Source organism: Rhodoferax sp. P1_F3 (assembly GCF_056405715.1).
On the sequence record NZ_JBFUBO010000003.1, the window covers coordinates 146,702 to 170,167 of the forward strand.

Below are 23,466 nucleotides of genomic sequence, written 5' to 3' on the forward strand. Positions count from 1 at the left end.
TTTTAAGTTTGTCCGCCCATGCCGCGTGCGGCGGTGGGTTCAGTCGCCTTGCAACTGAGCCAGCAGCCACTGCCGGGCATCCGCCGGGTCGGTGAATACGCGCGAGGTGATGATGCCATCCAGCAAGTTTTCCAGTTTGGGGCGCATCAGGTTGGCGCCTTCCACTTCCGGCCCCACCACAAAGGCAATAGCTGCAAGCTTGGATTCTGGCGAACGCGAAGAATAGGCCTGGCGCGTGCTGGTATAAATTTCTTCGCTGTAGACCAGCGTATCGTGCAGAAAATTGATGATGGCCCAGGGGCCGGCGGCATTCAGCGTGGACGCATGCTCCATCATGGCCTGGGCCGTCTGGCTGCGCATTTCCGCGTTCCAGTGGCCGCGCATATGCACGGAGAGGATGGCGCCGTCCAATTCCACCTGCGCGGATCCATGGGGCCTGAAAAGGGGTGCGGCCATTCACAAACTCCGATAACAGAAAACAACGGCTCCGGTCCGCATTTATTTGAGGTCTCCTGTTCCGCATTATGGGTGCAACCGGCCCCCGCACGCCCTGGGGGTACGTCGCCAAAACTACAATGAAGCCATGTTTATCCACTTGCGCCTCCACACTGAGTTTTCCGTTGTCGACTCCACCAACCGCATCGACGATGTGGTCAAGGTGGCCGCCAAGGACAACCAGCCGGCCCTGGCCATCACCGACCTGAACAACCTGTTCGGTGCCATCAAGTTTTACAAGGGCGCGCGTGGCAAGGGGGTGAAGCCGCTGATCGGGGCCGAGGTCATTCTGGAAGGCCTGGGGACCGACCCCGCCGCGGTGTCGCGCATCATTTTGCTGGTGCAGAACAAGCAGGGCTACCTCAATATCTCGGAGCTGATCGCGCGCGCCTTTACCCAGAACGTGGTGAAGAACCAGGCCGTGGTGAAGATGGCTTGGCTCAAGGAGTTGCATGAAGGGCTGATTTGCCTGGCCGGTGCGCAGGCCGGTCCGGTGGGCCAGGCGTTGGTGCAGGGTGACACGGCCCGCGCCTACGAGGCCGCCATGCAACTGGCCAGCCTGTTCCCACACCGCTTTTACCTGGAGCTGCAGCGCGCGGGCCGCACGGACGATGAGACCCATGTGGTGGCTGCCGTGCAACTGGCCGCGCGCATGATGCTGCCCGTGGTGGCGACCCACCCCATCCAGTTCACCGAGCCCGACGACTTTGAAGCCCACGAGGCGCGCGTCTGCATTGCTGATGGCGAGATCCTCAGCAACCCCAAGCGGGTGCGCCGATTCACACGCGAGCAGTACTTCAAGAGCGCGGCGCAGATGGAGGCGTTGTTTGCCGATATTCCCTCGGCCATTGCCAACACCGTGGAGATTGCCAAGCGTTGCAGCCTGACGCTGGTGCTTGGCAAAAACTACTTGCCCGAATTCCCGACGCCCCTGGTCAACGGCGAGCGCATGACGCCCGAGGAGTATTTTCGCTACGCATCGTTTGAGGGGCTCAAGGACCGCATGGCGCATCTGTACCCCGATGCGGCCAAGCGCGAGGCCGAGATGCCGCGCTATGTGGCGCGCCTGGAGTTTGAGATCGGCACCATCCTGAAGATGGGCTTCCCCGGCTACTTTTTGATCGTGGGGGACTTCATCAACTGGGCCAAAAACAACGGCTGCCCGGTGGGGCCTGGCCGGGGTTCTGGCGCGGGGTCTCTGGTGGCGTACGCACTCAAGATTACCGACCTGGACCCGCTGCAGTACAACTTGCTGTTTGAGCGCTTCTTGAACCCCGAGCGGGTTTCCATGCCCGACTTTGACATCGACTTTTGCCAGACCAACCGCAACCTGGTGATCGACTATGTGAAGGCCAAGTACGGCAAGGACGCCGTGAGCCAGATCGCCACCTTCGGCACCATGGCAGCGCGTGGCGTGATCCGCGACGTGGGCCGCGTGCTGGATATGCCCTATACGTTTTGCGACGGCATCAGCAAGCTCATCCCCAACAAGCCGGGCACCAACGTCACGCTGCAACTGCCTCCTACCGACGGCAAGAAGAGCGACAAGTACATCTACGCCAGCGAGGCGGAACCCATTTTGGCCGAACGCGAGGCTAAGGAAGAAGACGTCAAGACGCTGCTGGAGATGGCGCGCAAGCTCGAAGGCATGACCCGCAACATCGGCATGCACGCTGGGGGTGTGCTGATTGCGCCGGGCAAGCTGACCGACTTCTGCCCGCTCTACCAGCAGCCCGGTAGCGACTCGGCCGTGAGCCAGTACGACAAGGACGACGTGGAGGCCATTGGCCTGGTGAAGTTCGACTTCTTGGGCCTGGCCACGCTGACGATTCTGGAGATCGCGCGCGAGTTCATCATGAAGCGCCACGCGGGCCAGGAGAAGTTTGCCTACGAGAACCTGCCACTGGACGATGCGCGGGTGTACCGCCTGTTCAGCGAGGGCAAGACCGAGGCCGTGTTCCAGTTTGAAAGCGTGGGCATGCAGCGCATGCTGGTGGACGCCAAGCCCAGCCGCCTGGAAGACCTGATTGCGCTGAACGCGCTGTACCGTCCCGGCCCCATGGACCTGATCCCCAGCTTTGTGGCGCGCAAGCACGGCAAAGAGGTGATTGAGTACCCGCACCCGCTGGTGGCCGAGATGCTGAGCGAGACCTACGGCATCATGGTCTACCAGGAACAGGTGATGCAGACCGCGCAGATCCTGGGCGGCTACTCGCTGGGCGGCGCCGACATGCTGCGCCGCGCCATGGGCAAGAAGAAGGCCGAGGAGATGGCCGAGCACCGCACCATCTTCCGTGCCGGTGCCGCGAAGAACGACATCAGCGAAGAGAAGGCCGACGAGGTCTTCGACTTGATGGAGAAGTTCGCGGGCTACGGCTTCAACAAGTCGCACGCCGCTGCCTACTCGCTGCTGGCCTACCACACGGCCTGGATCAAGGTGCACTACACGGCCGAGTTCTTCTGCGCCAACATGACGGTGGAAATGGACGACACCGACAAGCTCAAGGTGCTGTTCGAAGACGCCGAGAAGATGGGCCTGAGCTTTGAGCCGCCCAACATCAACCGCGGTTTTCACCGTTTCGAGCCCATCTCGAACAAGGAAATTCGCTATGGCCTGGGCGCCATCAAGGGCACGGGTCAGCAGGCGATTGAAGCCATTGTGGCGGCGCGCGAAGGCCGCGGCCCCACCGAAGAGTCCGGCCCGTTCAAGAGCCTGTTTGACTTTGCACGCCGCGTGGACCGCAGCCGCCTGAACAAGCGCTGCGTGGAAGCCCTCATCAAAGCCGGCGCCTTTGACACGCTGCAACTCAACCGCGCATCCTTGGTGGAAAGCATTGACCGCGCCTTTGACTTTGCCGCCGCCAGCGCAGCCAATGCCAACCAACACGGCCTGTTCGATATGGGTGGCGAAGACGACCATGGGTCGAGCACCCAAGAGCCCGACCTGGTGGAGGTGATGCCCTGGGGCGTGCGCGAGCAGCTGACGCAGGAAAAAGCAGCGGTGGGTTTTTACCTCTCTGGTCACCTGTTTGACGAGATGGCTTTGGAGGTGCGTCGCTTTGCCAAGCGGCCGATTGAGGAGGTGCTGGAAACCCGCGAACCGCAGATCCTGGCCGGCATCATCAGCGGCTTTCGGGTCATCAACGGCAACCGCGGCAAGGTGGGCATCTTTTCGCTGGACGACAAGTCTGCTGCTATCGAGGCCACGGCCGACGAAGCCATGCTGACCACCTACCGCAGCCTGTTGCAGGATGACACCCTGGTTATCGTCAGCGGCCGTTTGCAGCAGGGGCGCAATGGCTTTGCGGCGCGCTTTGTGGTGCAGCAGGTCTGGAGCCTGGAGCAGGCACGCTGCCGCTTTGGCAAGTACTTGCGCGTGGCCGTGCAGCTGGATGGCCAGCAGCGTGCACCCGATGTGCCGGCCATGCTGCGCGAGTTTCCGGCCGAACGCGAAATGTCAGAGCAGGGTGAGCTGGTGCGCGGCCTGGCCGTGCGCCTGCAGGTGCAATGCGCGGCTGCCGATGGCGAAGACATTCCCGGCTCGCTGGCCGAACTGCATTTGGGCGAGGCCGCCAAGTTCTTCCCCAGCGACGCCGCGCTGGCGGGCTGGCGGGCCCAGGCGTTCCAGGGTAAGGCAGTGATTGCCTACGATTGAGAGTGAAATTGGCTGCTAGCCCGCGTGGAATATGCGCGGGCAGCTATTGAAACTGTAGCAGGCCGCTAGCAGCCTAGTTTCCGATCATCGTCTGCGGAGACATGATGATGATCATGGGTGATGGCACTCGCCCATCTTCATCCCGCGGAAGCACACCGGTCTTGTCAATCGCGTTAAGGGCTGCGTCATCCCAGGATTTATTACCACTGCCTTTGACGATGCGACGGCTCAGAATGGTGCCGTCTGGGGAGGTGCGGACCTCGACCTCGGCAGTCGGGTTGCCCACAATAGTTTCGATGTAAGTGATGTTGGGCTTGATCTTGGCCTTGATTCGACCAGAGTAGTTTGCAGATGGCCCTGCGCTCTTGGCCGCCGATCCCGCCGCATTGGCATCGCCACTACCAGCCAGCCCCGCCATGCGCTTGAGGTTTTGCTGGCGCAGGTCTTCCAGCTTCTGTGCTTCCGCCTTGGCCTGGGCGGCCTTCTGCTTGGCGGCGTCTGCGGTCTTGGCTTTGTCCGCCTTCTCTTTCTCGGCCTTGTCGCGCGCCAGTTTGTCCTTGGCGTCTTTCTCTTTCGCGTCCTTGGCCTTCTGGAGTTTGTCTTTCTCCAGTTTGTCCTTTTCCAACTTTTCCTTTTGCTGCTTCTCCTGCAGCTTGCGGTCCAGTTCCAGCTTCTGCTGTTCCTTCTCTTTCTGCACGCGCGCCTTTTCCTTGGCCAGGGCAATGTCGGCCTGGCTGGGTGCGTCAGGTGGTGGCGCGGTGCGGGGTGTTGGCGGCACGGGCAGGGGGGGCGCGGGTTCCGGATCCGGGTCCGCCTGGGGTTCGGGTGGTGGTGGCGCGGCCTCTACGGGAATGTTGGCCCACAGCTCGGCTTCTACCGTGGCGGGCGGGGTTTCACGTTTCCACGCCACGCCCACGGCCAGAATGAACACCAGCACCATGTGGGCCAGAATGGCTAGCGCGAACGCGCGCAGCATACCCGGCGTGTGCGGAGGTGCAAATTCCAGATGTTGGCGGCTGGGCTGCATGGGCCTTGCGTTAGTTGGCCAGTTGCACCGACAGGCCCACGCGCTGGATGCCCGCGCGTTGCAGCGTGTCCATCACCTGGACCACGCTCTCGTACTTTACGGTCTTGTCGGCACTGATGACCACGGCGGAGCCAGCGGCGGCCACGCTGTCTTTGGCACCTTGGGCGCGCTTCACGGCGGCGGCCAGGTCCTTGAGTACCAGGGGGGTAGTCTGCTCTTTGACCTTCATTTCCAGCCCGTCGTTCTTGCCAATGACGATCTGAATGATCTGGTCCGGCTGGCGCGACGCCTTGCCCACGCTGGGCAGGTCAATCATGCTGGGCGTGATCAGCGGGGCGGTCACCATGAAGATGATCAGCAGCACCAGCATCACGTCGATGAAGGGCACCATGTTGATCTCGTTGATGGTGCGGCGGCCTCGGCCGCGACCGGCTACAGCGGGCATGGGGATGTGCTCCTGGGCGTGGGTTAGCGGGGGGCGGTGCCCTGGGCGCTGACGTTGCGCTGCAGGATGTTAGAAAACTCTTCGATGAAGGTTTCCTGGTGGATGGAGATGCGGTCCAGGTCGCGCGCAAAGCGGTTGTACGCCACCACCGCGGGGATGGCCGCAAACAGGCCAATGGCCGTGGCCACCAACGCCTCGGCAATGCCGGGGGCCACGGTGGACAGCGTGACTTGCTGCAGAGATGCCAAGCCGGTGAAGGCATGCATGATGCCCCACACAGTGCCAAACAAGCCCACATACGGAGAGACGGAACCCACGGAGGCGAGGAAGGACAGGTTGCTTTCCACCTCGTCCATCTCGCGCTGGAAGCTGGCGCGCATCGCGCGGCGGGCGCCGTCCATCAGCGTGCCCACGTCGGTGATGCGGCGTTCGCGCAGTTTCTGGAACTCGCGCATGCCGCTGGCAAAAATTCGCTCCATCGGGCCGCCGTTCGCGGCATTTTTGCTGGCGGTGGTGAACAGGTCATTCAGGCTGGAGCCGGACCAGAAGTCGCGCTCAAAGGCTTCGTTCTGGGCCTTCACCCGGTTCAGCGCAAACAACTTGCGGAAGATGGCGGCCCAGCTGGTGATGGACACCAGCATCAGTAGCAGCATGACGGCTTGCACCACGATGCTGGCGTTGAGTACCAAATGGAGGATGGAGAGGTCTTGGTTCATCAGTGGTCGCGGCGTGAAGGGTCAGAGCATCGCACGGATGCGGGCAATCGCTGTTTCCAATTGTTGCATCGAACTGGCGGTCGAGAAGCGCACAAACTGGGCCGTCTGCGCCGTGCCGAAATCCCGCCCCGGGGTGATGGCCACATGGGCGCGGTTCATCACTTCAAAGGCAAAGTCCCAGCTGTCCTTGATCCCCAGCTTGCGGCAAAGTTCCGAGCAATCCGCCCAGGCGTAGAACGCACCATCGGGCATGACTGGTACCGTCAGCCCCAGCGCATTGAGCTGGGGGATGAAGTAGTCGCGCCGCACTTTGAACTCGGCGCGGCGCTGCTCGTACAGCGCCAGGCTGGCGTCTTCGAAGCAGGCCAGTGCGGCATGCTGCGCAATGGTGCTGGGGCAGATGAAGAGGTTTTGCGCCAGGCGCTCCACCACGCTCACCAGTGCTTCGGGCACCACCATCCAGCCCAGGCGCCAGCCGGTCATGTTGAAGTACTTGCTGAAGCTGTTGATGCTGATGATGTTGTCGTCCAGCGCCAGGGCTGTCTGGCCGAACTGCGCGTCATGGCTTAGCGCCAGGTAAATTTCGTCCACCAACGTAACACCGCCGCGTGCCTGCACCACCTGGTGGATGCGGCGCAGCTCATCCGGGTGGATGGAGGTACCCGTGGGGTTGGAGGGCGACGCCAGCAGCACGCCGCGCGTGCGCGGGCCCCAGGCCGCCTCCACCTTGGCGGCGCTGAGTTGGAAGCGTTCCTCGGCGGTGGTGGGGATCAAGACCGCTTTGCCCTCGGCCGCACTCACAAAGTGGCGGTTGCAGGGGTAGCTGGGGTCAGGCATCAGAATTTCGTCGCCCGACTCGATCAACGCCAAACAGGCCAAGTGCAGCGCCGCAGACGCGCCGGCGGTGACCACAATGCGGCTGGCCGGCACTTGCACGCCAAAACGGCTGGCGTACCAGGCGCTGATGCGTTCACGCAGCTGCGGCAGGCCGGTGGCAGCGGTGTATTGGGAGTGGCCGCTGTGGACCGCGCGCTGTGCGGCCTCTTGCACCAGCGGCGGGGCCGTGAAGTCGGGTTCGCCGATGTTGAGGAACACCATGGGTGCATCGGTGTGCGCCACCTGGGCGGCCAGGGCCGAAGCGGCCTTGGCCACCTCCATCACATAAAACGGCTCAATGTTTTTTGCGCGGGACGATATCTGCATGGGTGTGGTGGTGCCCACTAGGCCTTGCGAGATTTCTTGCCCTTGTCGGCTTCTACTTCCAACGCCCGCAGGCTGGGTGCCAGGCCGTTGAGCACGCCGTTCACGTACTTGTGGCCGTCGGTGCCACCAAATTCCTTAGCCAGCTCCACGCACTCATTCAGTACCACGCGCCATGGCACGTCCAGGCAGTGCTGGAATTCGTACACACCGATCCACAGTACAGCGCGCTCCACCGGCGAAATTTCGGCCAGGGGGCGGTCCAGCAGCGGAACAATCAGTGCATCGAGTTGTTCGGCTTGCTCCACGCAGCCGTGCAGCAGCGCGTCAAAGTGGGCGGCGTCGGCCTTGCTGAAGCCGGCCAGATCACGCGTGAACGGATCAATCTCCTCCACCGTGTTGCGGCCCACCAGGCTTTGGTAGAGGCCTTGCAGCGCAAATTCGCGCGCACGGGTGCGGTTGGATTTGCCGGCGGCCTTGCGGGCGCCGGTGGCCGTCAGCCCGGTGCGGGACTGGCGGGGAGGGCGCTTGGCCGTGGAGGAGGAGGGGGTGTCGCTCATTAAATGCTTTCCAGCAGGTTCGCCATTTCGACCGCCACGCGGGCTGCATCGCGGCCTTTTTCATCTTGGCGGGCAATGGCTTGGGGCATGTCTTCGGTGGTCAAAATCGCGTTGGCGATGGGCAGTTGGTAGTCCAGCGCCAGTCGGGTTACGGCCGCGCCGGATTCGTTGGCCACCAGCTCAAAGTGGTAGGTCTCGCCGCGGATGATGCAGCCCAGTGCGATGAGCGCGTCGTACTTGCCTTTTTCGGCCAGGGCCTGCAGGGCCACGGGCACTTCCAGCGCGCCGGGTACGGTCACGTGGTCAATGTCTTTGTCCGATACGCCTAGTGCGACCAGCTCGGCCTTGCAGGCTGCCGCCAGTGCATCGGTCACGCTGGCGTTGAAACGTGCCTGCACGATGCCGATGGAGAGTTTTTTGCCGTTCAAACGGTCTTCGGCAGTGGTGCCTTTGTCTGCGCCAAACATAGTGGAGTCTTCCTTATTTACAGATATAGCCGACGATTTCCAGGCCGTAGCCCGTCACGCTGGGCATGCGGCGGGGGCTGCCCATCAGTTGTACCTTGTGCACACCGCATTGCAGCAGGATCTGCGCACCGATGCCGTAGGTGCGCAGGTCGATGCGGCCGCGCTCGGGCGCTTGCGATGCGCGGGCCGTGCCTTCAAACTGGGCCAGCAGTTGTTCGCCGGTCTCGCCGCAGTTCAGCAGCACCAGCACGCCCTTGCCTTCCTTGGCGATGTGGGCCAGCGCGGTGTCCAGGCTCCAGCTGTGCATGGAGCGGTTGATTTCCAATGCATCCAGCACCGACAGTGGCTCGTGCACACGGGCCGGCACCACGGTATCGGCGTCCCAACTGCCCTTGACCAGCGCCAGGTGCACACCCTGGCCCGTGGTGTCGCGGAAGGCGTGGGCGGTGAACTCACCATAAGCGGTTTGCATGGGGCGCACGCCCAGCTTTTCGATCAGCGATTCGTTGCGGCTGCGGTGTTCAATGAGGTCGGCAATGGTGCCGATCTTCAGTCCATGTTCGGCGGCAAACAGCTGCAGGTCTGGCAGGCGGGCCATGGTGCCGTCATCCTTCATGATCTCGCAGATCACGGCGGCAGGTGTGCAGCCAGCCATGGCAGACAGGTCGCAACCGGCTTCGGTGTGGCCCGCACGCATGAGCACGCCGCCGTCCACCGCCTGCAGCGGAAAGATGTGGCCGGGCTGCACCAGGTCGTTGGCCACCGCACCCTTGGCCACGGCGGCCTGCACGGTGCGGGCGCGGTCGGCGGCAGAGATGCCGGTGGTCACGCCCTCGGCGGCTTCAATGGACACGGTGAATGCGGTGCTGTGCTTGGTGCCATTGCGCGTGGCCATGGGGGGCAGCTTGAGCAGCTCGCAGCGTTCGCGGGTCAGGGTCAGGCAGATCAGGCCACGGCCAAACTTGGCCATGAAGTTAATGGCATCGGCCGTCACATGGTCGGCCGCTAGGACCAGATCGCCCTCGTTTTCGCGGTCCTCTTCGTCCACCAGGATCACCATGCGACCCGCGCGCATGTCGGCGACGATGTCTTCAACCGGGGAAATGGGGACGGGGGAGAGGGCGGTCATGGAAAAACAGCTTTCATGGTGTGTGCTGCCGGCACGCTGGGCCAAGCCAGGTTCGGCGGAACGCAATTATCGCCGCAATCCACCCGCTGGCGACGCTGTAGGGTCAGGAGTCTATGGAGGCGCTCCAGCGCGAATCCCAGCCCTTTTGCAGCTCGCGCCGGTCCTTTTTGGTGGGGCGGCCGTGCTCGATGGCATGGGCCGGTTCGGCGGCCAGGCGGTTGCGCTCCGCCATCTCGATGCGCTTGGTCACGCTGTCAGGCGTTTCTTCGTACAACTGCTGCGCCACGGGGGCTGGGCCGCGTTGCTCGCTCACGCCCTTGACCACCACGGTGCGGGGGATCTTGGCCTGCCAGATGGTCACCACGTCACCCGCCCGGATTTCCTTGGAGGGTTTGACGTCATGCTGCGCCATCTGCACATGGCCTTTGTTGACCTCATCGGTGGCCAGCGAGCGGGTTTTGAAGAAGCGGGCGGCCCAAAGCCACTTGTCGATGCGGATGGATTCCATGGTGTGAGCGTCAGTGTAATGGCGTGGGGCGGTACAGCGGCAGGCGCACGCTGGCGTCCAGCCCGGTGATCTGCCCCTGCTCATAGCGGTTAACCAACTGAATGCTGCCGCCCAGGGCTTGGACCATTTCACGCGTGATGGTCAGGCCCAGGCCCGAGCCCGAATGGGCGTGACCCGCCGCAAAGGGCTGGAACAGCCGCATGCGCAGCTCGTCCGAGATACCGGGGCCGCTGTCGTGGATGGTGAGCTCGGCCATTCCATCGGTCAGCGCCATCTGCACGCTCAGGCGGCCGCCCTGGGGCGTCAGGCGCACCGCGTTGTGCAGCAGGTTGCGCGCCATTTCCCGCAGCATCCATTCGTGGGCATGCACCCGGCAGGGCACGGTGTGGATGTCAAAGTCCAGGTCTTTCTCGGCAATCAGGGGCGCCACGTCCAGCGCCACGGCGCGCACCGCGTCCGACCAGTCCATAGGCGCAAAGTCCTGCTGCTGTTTGACCTGTTCCACCTTGGCCAGCGACAGCATCTGGTTGGCCAGCTGGGTGGCGCGGTCCACGGTGACCTGGATTTCCTGCAAGGCCTCGGTCTGGCCTACATCGCCCCGCAGGGCGGATTGCACCTGCACCTTGAGCACCGCCAGCGGGGTGCGCAGCTGGTGCGCAGCGTCGCGGACAAAGCGCTTTTGATGGTCCAGCAGGTGCTGCAGGCGTTGCATGACTTGGTTGGTCGCGTCGGTCAGTGGGCGAATCTCACGTGGCAGGTCAGACGCCTCCAGCAGCGTCAGGTCATCTTCCGAGCGCTGCTGCAGGTTGCTGCTCAGGCGCCGCACGGGGCGTGTGACCCGCTGCACCACGATCAGCACCACCGCGGTGATCACGGTGATCAGAATGGCCTGGCGTTGCAGCGTGTCGACCAGGATCTGCCGCGCCAGCGTGCGGCGCAGCTCCAGGGTTTCGGCCACCTGCACCATGGCCATGGTGCGCTCGCGCCCGCTGGCCACGGGTTGCAGCAGCACGGCCACGCGCACTGCGTCGCCGCGGAAGCTGTCGTCGTAAAAGTCCACCAGCGCCGCATACGGCCCCTGGTTGGGCAGGGTGCCGCGCCAGGCGGCGAGGTCGGCATCGCCGTCCACCCAAGCGCCCTTGGCGTCGGACACGCGGTAGACCATGCGGCTGCGGTTGTCGGCTTCAAAGGCCTCCAGCGCGGAGTAGGGCACCAGCGCTCGCAGGCGGGCCTGGCTGCCTTCGCCTTCAATGTCCAGCAGCTCGCCAATGGCCTTGGCCGATGCCAGCAGCGTGCGGTCGTACGCAGTGTTGACGGCGCCCAGTGCCTGGCGGTACAGGCTGATGGTGTCCACCACCACGAACAGCAGGATGGGTAGCAAAAGGCCCAGCAGCAGGCTTCGGCGCAGCGACAGGCTGGTCGCGGGGCCTGTCATCTCAGGCGGCCACTTTCAGCAGGTAGCCCAGGCCGCGCAGCGTAACGAGTTGCACGCCTGTAGCACTGAGCTTTTTGCGCAGTCGGTAGACCACCACCTCAATCGCCTCAAACTGCACATCGGCTTCGCCTGGAAACACCACTTCAAACAGACGTTCCTTGGGCACGGCGTGTCCGGGGCGGGCCATCAGGGCGGACATCAGAGCCAGCTCGCGCGGGGTCAGGTCCAGCACCTCATGGCGGTGGTAGATCGCGCCGCTGGCGCGGTCCAGTCGCAGGCTGCCCACCTGGGCGTCGCCCCCGGCTGCTATGGCACCGCCATGGCGGCGGTGCAGGGCGCGCACGCGGGCTTCGAGTTCATCCAGGTCAAAGGGTTTGGGCAGGTAATCGTCGGCGCCGGCGTTCAGGCCCAGCACCTTGTCGCCCACGGTGCCGCGGGCGGTCAATATGAGTACCGGCGTCTTGAGGCCGGCCGCACGCGCATCCTTGAGCACGTCCAGGCCGTCGCGCCCCGGCAGGCTCAGGTCCAGCACCACCACGTCAGGCTCCAGCGTTTGCCAGGCGGCCAGGGCCTGCGCGCCATCGCTGCACACATCCACCCGCAGCCGGGCACGCACCAGGCTGCGCTGGAGTGTGGTGTGCAGGGCAGCGTCGTCTTCAATCAGCAGCAAATGCATGGCAGGACAGCGGGGTGGCGGGCGGAAACTGGGGTTTTTACCTAGAAAAAAGGACAGCCGTTTGACAGGCTCGCCACGCATCATAGGTGCTGTTATTACACAAAGGAGACTTCCCATGCGTCGCGATACTTTCCTCAAATCCATGGCCGTGCTGGCCGCTGCCGGTGCCTTGCCCCTGACCGCCCGTGCGGCCGCCAATCTGAAAATGATGATTCCGGCCAACCCCGGTGGTGGCTGGGACGGAACCGGTCGTGCCCTGGGCAAGGCCATGATCGACGCCAAGGTGGCCGACACCGTGCAGTACGAGAACAAGGGCGGTGCCGCCGGCGTGATCGGCCTGGCCCAGTTTGTCAACGCCAGCAAGGGAGATGTGAACTCCATCATGATCACCGGCGCGGTGATGGTGGGCGGCATCATCACCGGCAAGCCCGCCGTGTCCCTGGACAAGGCCACACCCATTGCCCGCATCACCAGCGAGTACAACGTGTTTGTAGTGCCAGCCGATTCCCCCCTGAAGACCATGAAGGACGTGGTCGCCCAGATGCAAAAAGACCCCGGCAGCGTGAAATGGGGCGGTGGCTCGCGCGGCTCTACTGAGCACATCTGCGCTTCCATGCTGGCCACCAAAGTGGGTGTGGACCCCAAGAAGGTCAACTACGTTGCCTTCCGTGGCGGTGGCGAAGCCACTGCGGCCATTCTGGGCGGCAACGTCACCGTGGGCGGCAGCGGCTACAGCGAATTTGCCGAGTACATCACCGCCGGCAAGATGCGCGCGATTGGCGTGACATCGGAAAAACGCCTGCCTGGCATCAATGTGCCCACCATGAAGGAGCAGGGCTTTGACGTGGTGCTGGGCAACTGGCGTGCGGTCTATGGTGCGCCTGGCATCACTCCTGAGCAACGTGCCGAGCTGACCGAGCTGGTGGTGAAGGCCACCAAGTCCAAGTCCTGGGCCGAGTCGCTGGAGAAAAACGGCTGGACCCCCGCACTGCTGACCGGCAAGGCCTTTGACGACTTTGTGGACAACGAATTCGCCAGCCTGCGCGGCATCATGCACCTGTCGGGAATGGTCTGATGCTGCAAACCACCCAACTGCGCCAGCAGATGCTGGTGGGGGCGGGCGTGCTGGTGCTGGCCGTTGGGCTGGCCGTGGGCGCCTGGATCATCCCCTCGGAGGCCGGCTATGCCGGTATCGGGCCCGACTTTTTGCCCTGGCTGGTGTCGGTAGCGCTGCTCGTATGCGGCGGCTTTCTGGTCTGGGAGGCCGCCACGGGCGGCTTTCGCGACATGGATGACGCCGACGGAGACGAGCCACCCTACTGGATGGGCTTTGTCTGGATGTCGGCAGGGCTGCTGATTAACGCGGCCCTGATCACCACCATCGGGTTCGTCTTCAGCTGTGCGCTGTGCTTTGTGCTGGCGTCGCGCGGCATGCGCCAGGCGCAGGGCAAGGCGGGCAGTGGCCTGCGGCCCTGGCTGCTGGACGCTGTGGTGGGGCTGCTGATCTCCGCCCCGGTGTACTGGATGTTTACCAAGTTCCTGGCCATTAACTTGCCAGGCTTGACTCAAAGTGGATGGCTGTGATGGATATCTGGAACCAACTTTTACAGGGCTTCATCACGGCGGGTACGCCGGTGAACCTGCTGTGGGCCTTTGTGGGCTGCGCACTCGGCACGGCTGTGGGCGTGCTGCCTGGCATTGGCCCGGCCACCGCGGTGGCCATGTTGCTGCCCATCACCACCAAGGTGGACGCAACCGCCTCGATGATCTTCTTCGCCGGTATTTACTACGGCGCGATGTACGGTGGCTCCACCACCTCCATCCTGCTGAACACGCCCGGTGAGACCGCCAGCATGGTCACGGCCATGGAGGGCAACAAGATGGCCAAGAGCGGCCGCGCTGGTGCGGCCCTGGCCACCTCGGCCATCGGCTCGTTTGTGGCCGGCACCATTGCCACCATCGTGGTCACGCTGTTTGCGCCTGTGGTGGCGGAGTACGCGGTCAAGTTGGGCCCCCCAGAGTACTTTTGCCTGATGCTGCTGGCCTTCACCACGGTGAGCGCAGTGCTGGGCCAGAGCACGGTGCGCGGGCTGACGGCCTTGTTTGTGGGCCTGGCGGCCGGCCTGATTGGTATGGACCAGATCACGGGTCAGGCGCGCTACACGGGCAATGTGCCGGAGCTGCTGGACGGTGTGGAAATCGTGTTGGTGGCCGTGGGTCTGTTTGCAGTGTCCGAGGCCCTGCACGCCGTGCTGTTTGAAGGCAAGGTGGTCGAGTCCGAGAACAAGATGAGCCGCGTCACCATGACCAAGAGCGACTGGAAGCGCTCCATCCCGGCCTGGTTGCGTGGCACGGCCATCGGGGCGCCGTTTGGCTGTATCCCCGCGGGCGGTACCGAGATCCCGACCTTCTTGAGCTACGCCACCGAGAAGAAACTGGCCAAAGGCGAGAACCAGGCCGAGTTCGGTAGCAAGGGCGCTATCGAAGGCGTGGCCGGCCCCGAGGCGGCCAACAACGCCACGGTAACCACCGCGCTGATCCCGCTGCTGACGCTGGGCATTCCGGTGTCCAACACCACGGCCATTCTGCTGGGGGCGTTCCAAAACTACGGCATCCAGCCCGGCCCGCAGTTGTTCAGCAGCTCGTCGGCGCTGGTGTGGGCACTGATTGCCTCGCTCTACATCGGCAACGTCATGTTGCTGGTGTTGAACCTGCCGCTGGTGGGCCTGTGGGTCAAGCTGCTCAAGGTGCCCAAGGCCCAGCTCTATGCCGGCATCCTGATCTTTGCCACGGTGGGTACCTACGGCATGCGCCAAAGCGCGTTTGACCTGTTCCTGCTGTACGGCATTGGCGTGTTGGGCTTGGTGATGCGTCGCTTCAGCTTCCCCACCGCACCCGTCATCGTGGGCATGATCCTGGGCCCCTTGGCCGAGGCCCAGCTGCGCAACGCGATGTCGATCGGTGAGGGCAGTGCCCTGATCTTCTTGCAGCGCCCCGTGTCGCTGATCCTGCTGATCATCGTGCTGGCGGTGCTGGTGCTGCCGCGCGTGGCCAAGCACTTTGCGAAGAAGCCTGCGTTAGCCGCCTGAGCCCGCGTTTAGGCATTAAAAGGAGCTGTAGCCCGCGTGGAATATGCGGGAGCAGCTCCTTTTTTCATAGTGGGTCTGGCGGCGCGGGCCACGTTTGACATCGCCGCCCAAGAGCAGGTCGATGTGGCAGCCATGGGCCCGTTTTCATCGGACCGGACGATTGGGGAGTACGCAGACAAGATTTGGCGCAGCAAGCCGCTGGAGCTGGCTTCTTGATGTGTCTTGGGAATAGTGAGAGGCGGATTCGAATTAAATCTGCCTCTAGCCCCCGTACCTATTGCGCGAGCAGCTATCAAAAGAAGAGCGCTACTAATTTCTTTTGACTGTCGGCCAAACACCACAACAGCGCAAATTCACCCGTACGGGGGATGGCCCCTCCGACCGTAGGGCCTTATGCTCCGTGCCCAAAGCGGCGGCTGCCGCAGAGATGAGTTTGTTGTTTTTGAATTTTTGGGTGGGCTCTGGGAATGAATCGTGTTGTTGTCTCTCTTTCTGGACGGGTTGATCCTGTTTTGGCCATGATTCGCCGATTTGTTTTCGCGGCCCTGATGCTGTTTGCCGTGTGGGTGCCTGCCACTTCTTACGCGTCGTTTCCCGCCACCTTAACCAACCCTACCGCATGTACTGCTGCGCCTTGTGCTGAGCATCGGTTCGGCGATAACTCTTTCAACGTCTGGGGGGCGTGGGCGGCTGATAGGGGCCCCGCTTGCACGTCCGCTATTGCCGCCATGAGTGCGGCTTTTCCTCAAAACTCTTACTCGACCATGATCAACGACGGCAATGGCTGTGTCGTGTACGTAGTCAGTTCCAATGGGTCTACTTCAGGAGGGCTTACCCATGATGGGCGCACTGTTGAGCCAGTTCAGCCAGAGTATTCCTGCCCCTCCAATGCCGCATTAACTGGCTCTACGTGCGCCTGTAACTCTGGCTATACCCAGTCAGGCAGTGCGTGTGTGAGTACCCCCGCGCAAGCAGAAACGGCTGTGGGCCAAGAAGCGCCAGCCGGGATGTGCACCGCCAAACCCATCATCCCCGCCACCGGCGAAGAAACCTTCTCGCACAGCGACTACACCGACACCGGCCCCCACGCCCTCAGCCTGAATCGCAGCTACCGCAGCCGCTGGTCCGTCTCAGGCGCTGCGGGCTTTGTAGCCAACCCCGGCCTGGGTAGAAGCTGGGCCCACAACCACAACGACGCCCTGCAGGTGCTCGCCAACACATCAGCCACCCTCATCCAAGGCAATGGCAACACCAGTGCCTTCACCTGGAACGCCTCCACCAGCACCTGGACTGCGGCTACTGGCACCAGCACCCTGACCCCCACCACCAGCCCGGTATCCGGCTACCTCCTCAAACTGGCAGAAGACGACAGCCGCTGGCAATTCGACGCAGCCGGCAAGCTCCTCACCAAGACCGAACGCAACGGCTGGACCACCACCTACAGCTACATCGCGTCTGGCAATGGCGCCGGCCAACTCGGCAGCGTCACCAACGCCTTTGGCCGCAGCATCAACTTCGCCTACAACGCCGCCGGCCAACTGACCAGCGCCACCATGCCCGACGGCCAAGTGGTCAGCTACAGCTTTGATAGCAGCGCACGCCTGATCACCGTGGGCTACCCCGGCAATGTGTCCAAGACCTATCTGTACGAAGACACCCGCTGGCCCCAGTCTGTGACCGGCATCGTTGACGAACGCGGTATCCGTCTGGCCACCGTCGTTTATGACGCGCAGGGCAGGGCGGTCGAGAGTGGGTATGCCGGAGGTGCCGACTACTACAAGGTTGCCTACCCAGCCACCACCGCCTGGACCAGCGCCCAAATCACCGACCCCCTGGGCACCACCCGCAACTACAGCTACGGCACCACCCTGGGCAAACTCACCGTCACCGGTGCCGACAAACCCAGCGGAAGTGGAGGCGCAGACGCCGCCAGCCGTGTGCAAAACGCCAGCGGCCTCATCGACAGCGAGACCGACTTCGCAGGCGTACTCACCATGTACACCTGGGACAGCACCCGCCGCCTCCCCTTAAGCACCACCCAAGCCGCAGGCCGCCCCGAGGCCATCACCACCAACACCCAATGGCACGCCACCCTGCGCCTGCCCGTGTTGGTGACCGAGCCCGGACGCACCACCGCCACCAGCTACGACACAGTAGGCAACCCCTTGAGCGAAACCACCACCGACACCACCGGTGGCGCCAGCAATGGCCAAGCCCGTACCTGGGCCTGGACCTATCTGACAACGGGTGGTGCCGCCAACAACCTGGTCGCCACCCAAACCGACCCCTTGGGCAAAGTCTGGAGCTTTGCCTACAACCCCCAAGGCCAACGCACCAGCGCCACCAACCCCCTGGGCCAAGCCACCAGCTACACCTATGACACCGCAGGCCGCCTGGCCAGCCAAACAGAGCCCGGTGCAAACGGAACCAACCTGGTCACCAGCTACACCTACGACCTGCGCGGCCGCCTCACCCAAGTCAGCGCGGGTGGCGCCACCGGCACGATGGAGTCCACGGCCTACACCTACACCGCAGCCGGTCAAATCGCCAGCGTCACCCTGCCCAATGGCTATGCCATCAGCTACACCTACGACGCCGCCCAGCGCCTGAGCGCTGCCAGCGACAACCGTGGCAACCGCACCAGCTACACCCTGGACGGCATGGGCAACAGGGTCCGAGAAGAACTCAAAGACGCAGGCGGCAGCATCGCCTGGGCCACCAGCCGCACCATCAACAGCCTGAATCGCGTAAGCAGCATCGCCAACGCCCTGGGCCAAAGCACCCAATTCGGCTTTGATGCCAACGCAGAGGCCACCAGCCAGACCGACCCCTTAAGCCACACCACCACCCAGACCCTGGACGCACTGCGCCGCCCGGTGTCCTCCACCCTGCCCGACAACAGCAGCACCAGCACGGCCTGGACCGCACTGGGCGAACTTGCCAGTGCCAAAGACCCCAAAGGCATCACCACCAGCTACCAAAGAAACGCCTGGGGCGAAGTCCTGTCGGAAACCAGCCCGGACAGCGGAACGCAAAACTACACCCGAGACGCCGCCGGCAACATCACCAGTAAAACCGACGCCCTGGGTAAAACCACCAGCTACCAGCGCGACGCCCTGGGCCGCCCCACCACCATCACCCTGAGTGATGGAAAGACCCAGACCCTGGCCTACACCCCAGCCGGCAATCTGGCCCAGATCACCGATCCCAGCGGCAGCACCAGCTACCAGTACGACCTGCTCAGCCGCCTACTGAGCAAGACCCAGACCGTCAACGACAACCCGGCCAACCCCAGCACCTTTACCACCGCCTACGCCTACCACCCCGGAGGCACCCTGGCCCAGGTGAGCTACCCCAGTGGCCTCAAAGTCTTCTACCGCCTGGGCACGGGCAGCAACGTGGGCCGCATCGTGCAGGTGGATGTGCAAAGGCCTGGTACCAACACCCCGGTGATTCCATGGATCACTGGCTTGCAGTACACCGCCTTGAACCAACCGAAATATTGGGAATGGAACTGCATCGGCGGCCAAGCCGGTTGCGACAAGACATCACGAAGCTTTGACATCCTTGGCCGGATGACTAGCAGCGGGTTCACCGTGTACCTGTACGACGCTGCTTCCCGCGTCACCGGGGTGCACCAAGTGCTGGCCGCTGTGCAAGACGCAGTGCCCGCCAACGGCACCCAACCCGCGGTACCGGCGACACCCAGCTACGCCTTGCTCGCCTGGAGTGCCGGGTATGACAACCGCGACCGCCTCACCAGCTTCGCCCGTGACAAAGCCACACAAAGCTTCACCTATGACAAAAACAGCAACCGCCTGAGCAGCGTCAAACTGAGCAGCAGCGACAGTGACATTGATGGCGACTTCGGACAAACCGACACGTTAACCACCAGCTACACCCAAACCGTCACCCAAGCCCCCCAGGTCGATGCCCAAAGCAACCGCCTGCTGGGCTTCACCCAAAACAGCGTCCTGCAGAGAACACCCAACAGCGGCACCGCCACCAGCTCCAGCAGCGCCAGCACCGTCAACTACCAACTCGACGCCGCAGGCAACCTGAGCAGCGACGGCCTGCGCACCTTCAGCTACGACGCAGCCAACCGGCTAAGCCAAGTGCAAATAGGCCAAGGGGACGAAGCCAGCAAAGTCATCTACCTGCACAACGCCCTGGGCCAGCGCGTCTTCAAGAGCGAACCCCAGATCGCCCAGACAGCACCCAGTGCCACCACGCTGGGCAGTGGCTTTGTGGCGTGGCTGCAGCAGAACTTTGCGTGGATGTTCGCCCAGGCCCAGGCCGATGCCACCTTGGGTCAGAGCTATGTTTATGCAGACCCTTCGACAGCCACAGGACAGGCCGGACTGCAGAGCTACAACCTGCTGGGGGAATACGGCAACGGCAGCAGCAACAGCCCTGGACGCACCGAATACCTGTGGCTACCCACAGAGACCGGCGCTGCCGAATTGGTGGGCCTGTACCAAAACGACAGGTTCTACGGCGTACACACCGACCACCTGGGAACCCCTCGCTATGTGGTGGACGATGGGGCTAAGATCGTGTGGCAATGGGCCTACAGCGCGTTTGGCGACAACAAGCCCTCGGGCCCATTGAAATCAAGCCCCAAGGTGGTCAACGGCAAGACCATCAACCTGTTGAAGGGGACACCGCCGGCAGTGACCATGAATCTGAGATTTCCGGGGCAATACTTTGATTCGGAATCGAATCTGAGCTACAACTACTGGCGGTCGTACAGGGCTGCACAGGGGCGCTACGACCAGCCGGATTTGATAGGACTCAATGGAGGGTGGTCGCGGTTTGGATATGTGGGAGCTAACCCGTTGGGTGCGATTGATCCGATAGGTTTGTATGACACTAGTTGTAAATGGGTAGGCTTGGTATTTGTTTGTCAGTCCATGCCATCACCATCCATTGAACCTGGGCTCCCTCCACAAGGAGATTCCACATTCGTTTGGCCAAAGTTGTTGCCTGATGAGTGGGTAGACAAAATTATCGATTGGTGTATGGAAAACCGTAGTCGAGGAGAACGCGGTGCGACAGGCGGCACCTCGGGGGCGGGAACGAACAACCCTTACAAGCACTGCAGGGACCATCCAACCGACCCCAACAAGATCATTTGCAAAGATCATCAAACGGGTAAAACTGTTGAAAAGAAGAAACCGGCTGACTGGCCTGTACGTTGAAAGGAGCGGCTATGACGATTGTTAAGAACCAGCAAACGAACCTATTTGATGAGGCGAATCGAGCTTGGGATGCGGGCAAAAAAAAACGTGCATTTCAACTTTTTTTGGCCGCAGCAGGCAATGGTGAGGTGGACGCATTCAACAGTGTTGGCTATTTCCTTGACCATGGGATAGGCGTTACAAAGGATTCATCCAGTGCATATGCTTGGTATAGACGCGCTGCATTGCGAGGCAATCTTGCCGGGTATCTCAATCTGGGTGTGTGGTTTCGTGATGCAGGAAACCTACGACGGTCGAAGTTTTGGTTTGAAAAGGCGTATGCGTTGGGCGATGGTTCTGCCGCGTATGAACTTGGAAAAATATATTTCGCTCAGCGTTCCAGTGCTAAACGCGCGATGCAGTACCTATCAGTTGCGGCTAAATCTAAGTACATCAGTGAAGATGAGCGTGAAGCTGCATTAGCGTTACAGGCCGAGGCGAAGCGCAGGTAGAAAACCATCGCTACGTCCGCGTGCGCGCCTGTGCGTTCGCATGTGTGTGGGGCAGAGTGGGCCTCTAGGAAAATTCCTCCCCACCCGTGCAAACCCTCCAGAGAAAACGCTGCCAAACCCGCACCAGGCCTAGGAAAAATGCCTGTGTTTACGGTGCATTCGTGTCGGGAAAAACATATCAGTACTTTGATACTGAGAGCAATCTCAGCTACAACTACTTCCGGAGTTATGACGCGAGAATCAGGGGCGGGTACGTGCAGCCCGACCCGACTGGATTGGGTGGGGGATGGTCAAAGTTTGGATATGTGGGGGCTAACCCGTTGGGTGCGATTGATCCAATGGGGCTTGCGAGCATCGTCGTTCAAGGGGGCGGTTCGTATGTCCCTGGAATTGGCGGTGAAGGCAATGTAGGGGCATACATCAGTGCATACAACGGGCGATTAGATGTCGGCATTTACTGGCAAGGCGGCATGTCCATTGGGGCTCAGTCCCCTGGTGCATCTGCTCAAGTAGGAGTTGTCAAAGGTGACGTGAACACCATTCGCGGCGTGACAAAAAACCTAAACGTCGCCGCCCCTTTGATTTGTGGCACGGCTATGACAGACGACGATAGAAATTTGCTCGGTATGACGTTCGGCGCCGGCTCAAAGCTTGGTGGTTCTCTGACCTATTCCGATACAGGTGCCTGGAGTCTCAGTGAAGCTCTTGGGCGATTGTTCGATCGTGTTCTTAGCAAGCGTCGTTAAAGGTAGCTCATGAAACCACTTCAAACATACAGAATGGCGTTAATCGCTTTTATAGCCACTGGTTTTGCATTTGCACTATTGAGTCTTTATGCAAACGAATTGTTCTTGATTGGGTTCTTTGGCAACATATTTTTTTGGAGCTGGAGATTGAAGAGCATCAAATGCCATAAATGTGGCGCTGCCTTGGCTCCACCAACGGGTTCCTCGGCAGCTGAAATCATTGCTAGCTTTAGTGAAGCAAACTGCAAAAGTTGTGGTGAGAAACTGGGGTAAATCTTCTTGCTGCAAAATAAGTAGCTACTCGCGCACGTTCCACAAGGGCTAGCGGCCTGTTTCTCTCGTAATCAAGGCAAAGAAGCCACCCAGTACCCCAGCCAGCTAAGGCTGTGGGTCCGGGTGGCTTCTTTTTTAGCTGCAGGGTGGTGCGCCCTAGAACCACCCCAAATCAACCCACGAACTACCGCACCTTGGCCATGGCTTGCCCGCCAATCCATGGATGTTTGGCCATAGGTCCACCACAGGCTCATCGCAAACTTGTCGCAAATCCATCGCAAATTTGCGGCAAACCCGATGCGATGCACAAGGACAGGATGCTAGATGTGTGCCTGACGGCGCACATCCATGGTCTGGATTGCTAGGTCGCTGCGCGCCCGTCGCAGACCACTCAGGGCTTCGCCCCGAGACCCGTTGAACCTATAAAACAAAAAAAGCCACCCGCCACCCCTGCCAGCTGCTAAAGCTGTGGGGTACGGGTGGCTTCTTCTTTTAGCCGCTGAACGGTTGCGTGCTACGCCTTCTTGCCAGTAGCCTTTGCCTTGGAACTGGTGGGCTTGTCCTTCTTGTCTTCCTGCGTCACAAACCCAATGGGCCGCTTGGGCGGCTCCGGTGGTGTCATCAGCTCACGCATCGCTTCAAACACCTGCTTGAGTTGATTGCGCGTATTGCGGCTAAAGGCATCATGGGTCAGCTCCAGCCCTTCGGTCTTCAACTCCAGTTCGGCCAGCCGCTTGGCCAGGTCCTGGTGCGTGGTGGCCAACTCGCGCACGCGCACAAAGGTACGCATGATCTCGATATTGACCGCCACGGCGCGCTCACTGCTGAGCACCGAGGACAACATGGCTACCCCTTGCTCGGTGAAGGCGTAGGGCGCGGTGCGCCGACCACCACGGCCCACGCCCACACCGGCCGCGTTTGAGATCACAGTTTGTGATCTCAAAGAACCCCACTCATCGGCATCGAGCTGGAACATGAAATCGGCCGGAAACCGCCCAGCATTGCGCTTGACCGCCTGCACCACGGCCCGCGTCTCTACACCGTAGAGCTGGGCCAGATCGGCGTCCAGCATGACCCGCTGGTTACGCAAAGACAGGATGCGGCTTTGAATCAGCGGCTGCAATGGCGCGGCCATTCAGTGCGCCTCGGCGGCCAACAGACCGTCAAGCATCTGCATCACCACTTGCTGCTTGGCACGCGGCAGGGTGGCAATCTGCTCCATCTGCTGCTGCCACTTCGGAGCTGGGCCGCGCTTGGCCGGTGCCCGTTTGGCCGCAGCCTGGCCAGGCGTGTTAGCGCCGACGCAGTTTTGACCCACGTACCAACTTTGGACTGACCCACCATGGCAAGCCG

Annotated in this window: 22 protein-coding genes; 9 read left to right on the forward strand and 13 right to left on the reverse strand. The window is 62.0% G+C overall.

Annotation, left to right across the window (positions count from 1 at the left end; translation table 11 throughout):
- Nucleotides 1-39: 39 nt before the first annotated feature.
- Nucleotides 40-456, reverse strand: a complete 417-nt coding sequence (locus tag AC1DZ5_RS06580) for a hypothetical protein (protein ID WP_477887310.1) — start codon at nt 454-456, stop codon at nt 40-42.
- 127 nt (nt 457-583) lie between these two features.
- Here AC1DZ5_RS06580 and dnaE point away from each other — a divergent pair, with 127 nt between their 5' ends.
- On the forward strand, nt 584-4,150 hold the full coding sequence (gene dnaE, locus AC1DZ5_RS06585) for a DNA polymerase III subunit alpha (protein WP_477887312.1): 3,567 nt from the start codon (nt 584-586) through the stop codon (nt 4,148-4,150).
- A gap of 73 nt (nt 4,151-4,223) precedes the next feature.
- On the opposite strand, the gene tolA is transcribed toward dnaE, so the two are convergent.
- From tolA to AC1DZ5_RS06635, 10 genes are all read right to left on the reverse strand, one after another.
- A complete protein-coding gene (gene tolA / locus AC1DZ5_RS06590; RefSeq protein ID WP_477887314.1) occupies nt 4,224-5,126 on the reverse strand; it encodes a cell envelope integrity protein TolA in 903 nt (300 codons plus the stop codon).
- Nucleotides 5,127-5,187: 61 nt separating this feature from the next.
- A complete protein-coding gene (locus AC1DZ5_RS06595; RefSeq protein WP_477887316.1) occupies nt 5,188-5,622 on the reverse strand; it encodes an ExbD/TolR family protein in 435 nt (144 codons plus the stop codon).
- Nucleotides 5,623-5,645: 23 nt separating this feature from the next.
- Complete coding sequence (gene tolQ, locus AC1DZ5_RS06600; protein ID WP_477887731.1) at nt 5,646-6,341, reverse strand: protein TolQ; 696 nt, start codon at nt 6,339-6,341, stop codon at nt 5,646-5,648.
- Nucleotides 6,342-6,359: 18 nt separating this feature from the next.
- Nucleotides 6,360-7,541, reverse strand: coding sequence for a pyridoxal phosphate-dependent aminotransferase (locus tag AC1DZ5_RS06605; RefSeq protein WP_477887318.1), 1,182 nt, complete (start codon nt 7,539-7,541; stop codon nt 6,360-6,362).
- Nucleotides 7,542-7,558: 17 nt separating this feature from the next.
- Nucleotides 7,559-8,098 (reverse strand): transcription antitermination factor NusB, encoded by a 540-nt coding sequence (gene nusB, locus AC1DZ5_RS06610; protein ID WP_477887320.1) that lies wholly within the window; start codon nt 8,096-8,098, stop codon nt 7,559-7,561.
- Complete coding sequence (gene ribH, locus AC1DZ5_RS06615) at nt 8,098-8,565, reverse strand: 6,7-dimethyl-8-ribityllumazine synthase (protein WP_477887322.1); 468 nt, start codon at nt 8,563-8,565, stop codon at nt 8,098-8,100. The genes nusB and ribH overlap by 1 nt, the downstream gene beginning before the upstream one ends.
- 13 nt (nt 8,566-8,578) lie before the next feature.
- On the reverse strand, nt 8,579-9,694 hold the full coding sequence (gene ribBA, locus AC1DZ5_RS06620; RefSeq protein ID WP_477887324.1) for a bifunctional 3,4-dihydroxy-2-butanone-4-phosphate synthase/GTP cyclohydrolase II: 1,116 nt from the start codon (nt 9,692-9,694) through the stop codon (nt 8,579-8,581).
- 103 nt (nt 9,695-9,797) lie between these two features.
- Complete coding sequence (locus tag AC1DZ5_RS06625; RefSeq protein WP_477887326.1) at nt 9,798-10,202, reverse strand: RNA-binding S4 domain-containing protein; 405 nt, start codon at nt 10,200-10,202, stop codon at nt 9,798-9,800.
- Between the two features lie 10 nt (nt 10,203-10,212).
- On the reverse strand, nt 10,213-11,637 hold the full coding sequence (locus AC1DZ5_RS06630) for a sensor histidine kinase (protein ID WP_477887328.1): 1,425 nt from the start codon (nt 11,635-11,637) through the stop codon (nt 10,213-10,215).
- A 1-nt stretch (nt 11,638) separates the two neighbouring features.
- The gene (locus AC1DZ5_RS06635) at nt 11,639-12,313 is read right to left on the reverse strand and encodes a response regulator transcription factor (protein WP_310338520.1); all 675 of its coding nucleotides are present in this window, start codon (nt 12,311-12,313) and stop codon (nt 11,639-11,641) included.
- A 115-nt stretch (nt 12,314-12,428) separates the two neighbouring features.
- Here AC1DZ5_RS06635 and AC1DZ5_RS06640 point away from each other — a divergent pair, with 115 nt between their 5' ends.
- The 8 genes from AC1DZ5_RS06640 (at nt 12,429) to AC1DZ5_RS06675 (ending at nt 22,113) form a co-directional block, all read left to right on the forward strand.
- Nucleotides 12,429-13,388, forward strand: coding sequence for a Bug family tripartite tricarboxylate transporter substrate binding protein (locus AC1DZ5_RS06640; RefSeq protein ID WP_477887331.1), 960 nt, complete (start codon nt 12,429-12,431; stop codon nt 13,386-13,388).
- Nucleotides 13,388-13,897, forward strand: coding sequence for a tripartite tricarboxylate transporter TctB family protein (locus tag AC1DZ5_RS06645; RefSeq protein ID WP_477887333.1), 510 nt, complete (start codon nt 13,388-13,390; stop codon nt 13,895-13,897). Before AC1DZ5_RS06640 ends, AC1DZ5_RS06645 begins: the two co-directional genes overlap by 1 nt.
- A complete protein-coding gene (locus tag AC1DZ5_RS06650; protein ID WP_477887335.1) occupies nt 13,897-15,402 on the forward strand; it encodes a tripartite tricarboxylate transporter permease in 1,506 nt (501 codons plus the stop codon). Before AC1DZ5_RS06645 ends, AC1DZ5_RS06650 begins: the two co-directional genes overlap by 1 nt.
- 36 nt (nt 15,403-15,438) lie before the next feature.
- Complete coding sequence (locus AC1DZ5_RS06655; protein WP_477887337.1) at nt 15,439-15,618, forward strand: hypothetical protein; 180 nt, start codon at nt 15,439-15,441, stop codon at nt 15,616-15,618.
- Between the two features lie 737 nt (nt 15,619-16,355).
- A complete protein-coding gene (locus tag AC1DZ5_RS06660; RefSeq protein ID WP_477887339.1) occupies nt 16,356-20,603 on the forward strand; it encodes an RHS repeat-associated core domain-containing protein in 4,248 nt (1,415 codons plus the stop codon).
- An 11-nt stretch (nt 20,604-20,614) separates the two neighbouring features.
- On the forward strand, nt 20,615-21,094 hold the full coding sequence (locus AC1DZ5_RS06665; protein WP_477887341.1) for a tetratricopeptide repeat protein: 480 nt from the start codon (nt 20,615-20,617) through the stop codon (nt 21,092-21,094).
- Between the two features lie 86 nt (nt 21,095-21,180).
- Nucleotides 21,181-21,840, forward strand: a complete 660-nt coding sequence (locus tag AC1DZ5_RS06670) for an RHS repeat-associated core domain-containing protein (RefSeq protein WP_477887343.1) — start codon at nt 21,181-21,183, stop codon at nt 21,838-21,840.
- Between the two features lie 9 nt (nt 21,841-21,849).
- On the forward strand, nt 21,850-22,113 hold the full coding sequence (locus AC1DZ5_RS06675) for a hypothetical protein (RefSeq protein WP_477887345.1): 264 nt from the start codon (nt 21,850-21,852) through the stop codon (nt 22,111-22,113).
- 514 nt (nt 22,114-22,627) lie between these two features.
- On the opposite strand, the gene AC1DZ5_RS06680 is transcribed toward AC1DZ5_RS06675, so the two are convergent.
- Together AC1DZ5_RS06680 and AC1DZ5_RS06685 are read right to left on the reverse strand one after the other, a co-directional pair.
- Nucleotides 22,628-23,248 (reverse strand): ORF6N domain-containing protein, encoded by a 621-nt coding sequence (locus tag AC1DZ5_RS06680; RefSeq protein WP_477887347.1) that lies wholly within the window; start codon nt 23,246-23,248, stop codon nt 22,628-22,630.
- Nucleotides 23,249-23,431, reverse strand: coding sequence for a hypothetical protein (locus AC1DZ5_RS06685; protein WP_477887349.1), 183 nt, complete (start codon nt 23,429-23,431; stop codon nt 23,249-23,251).
- Nucleotides 23,432-23,466 lie beyond the last annotated feature (35 nt).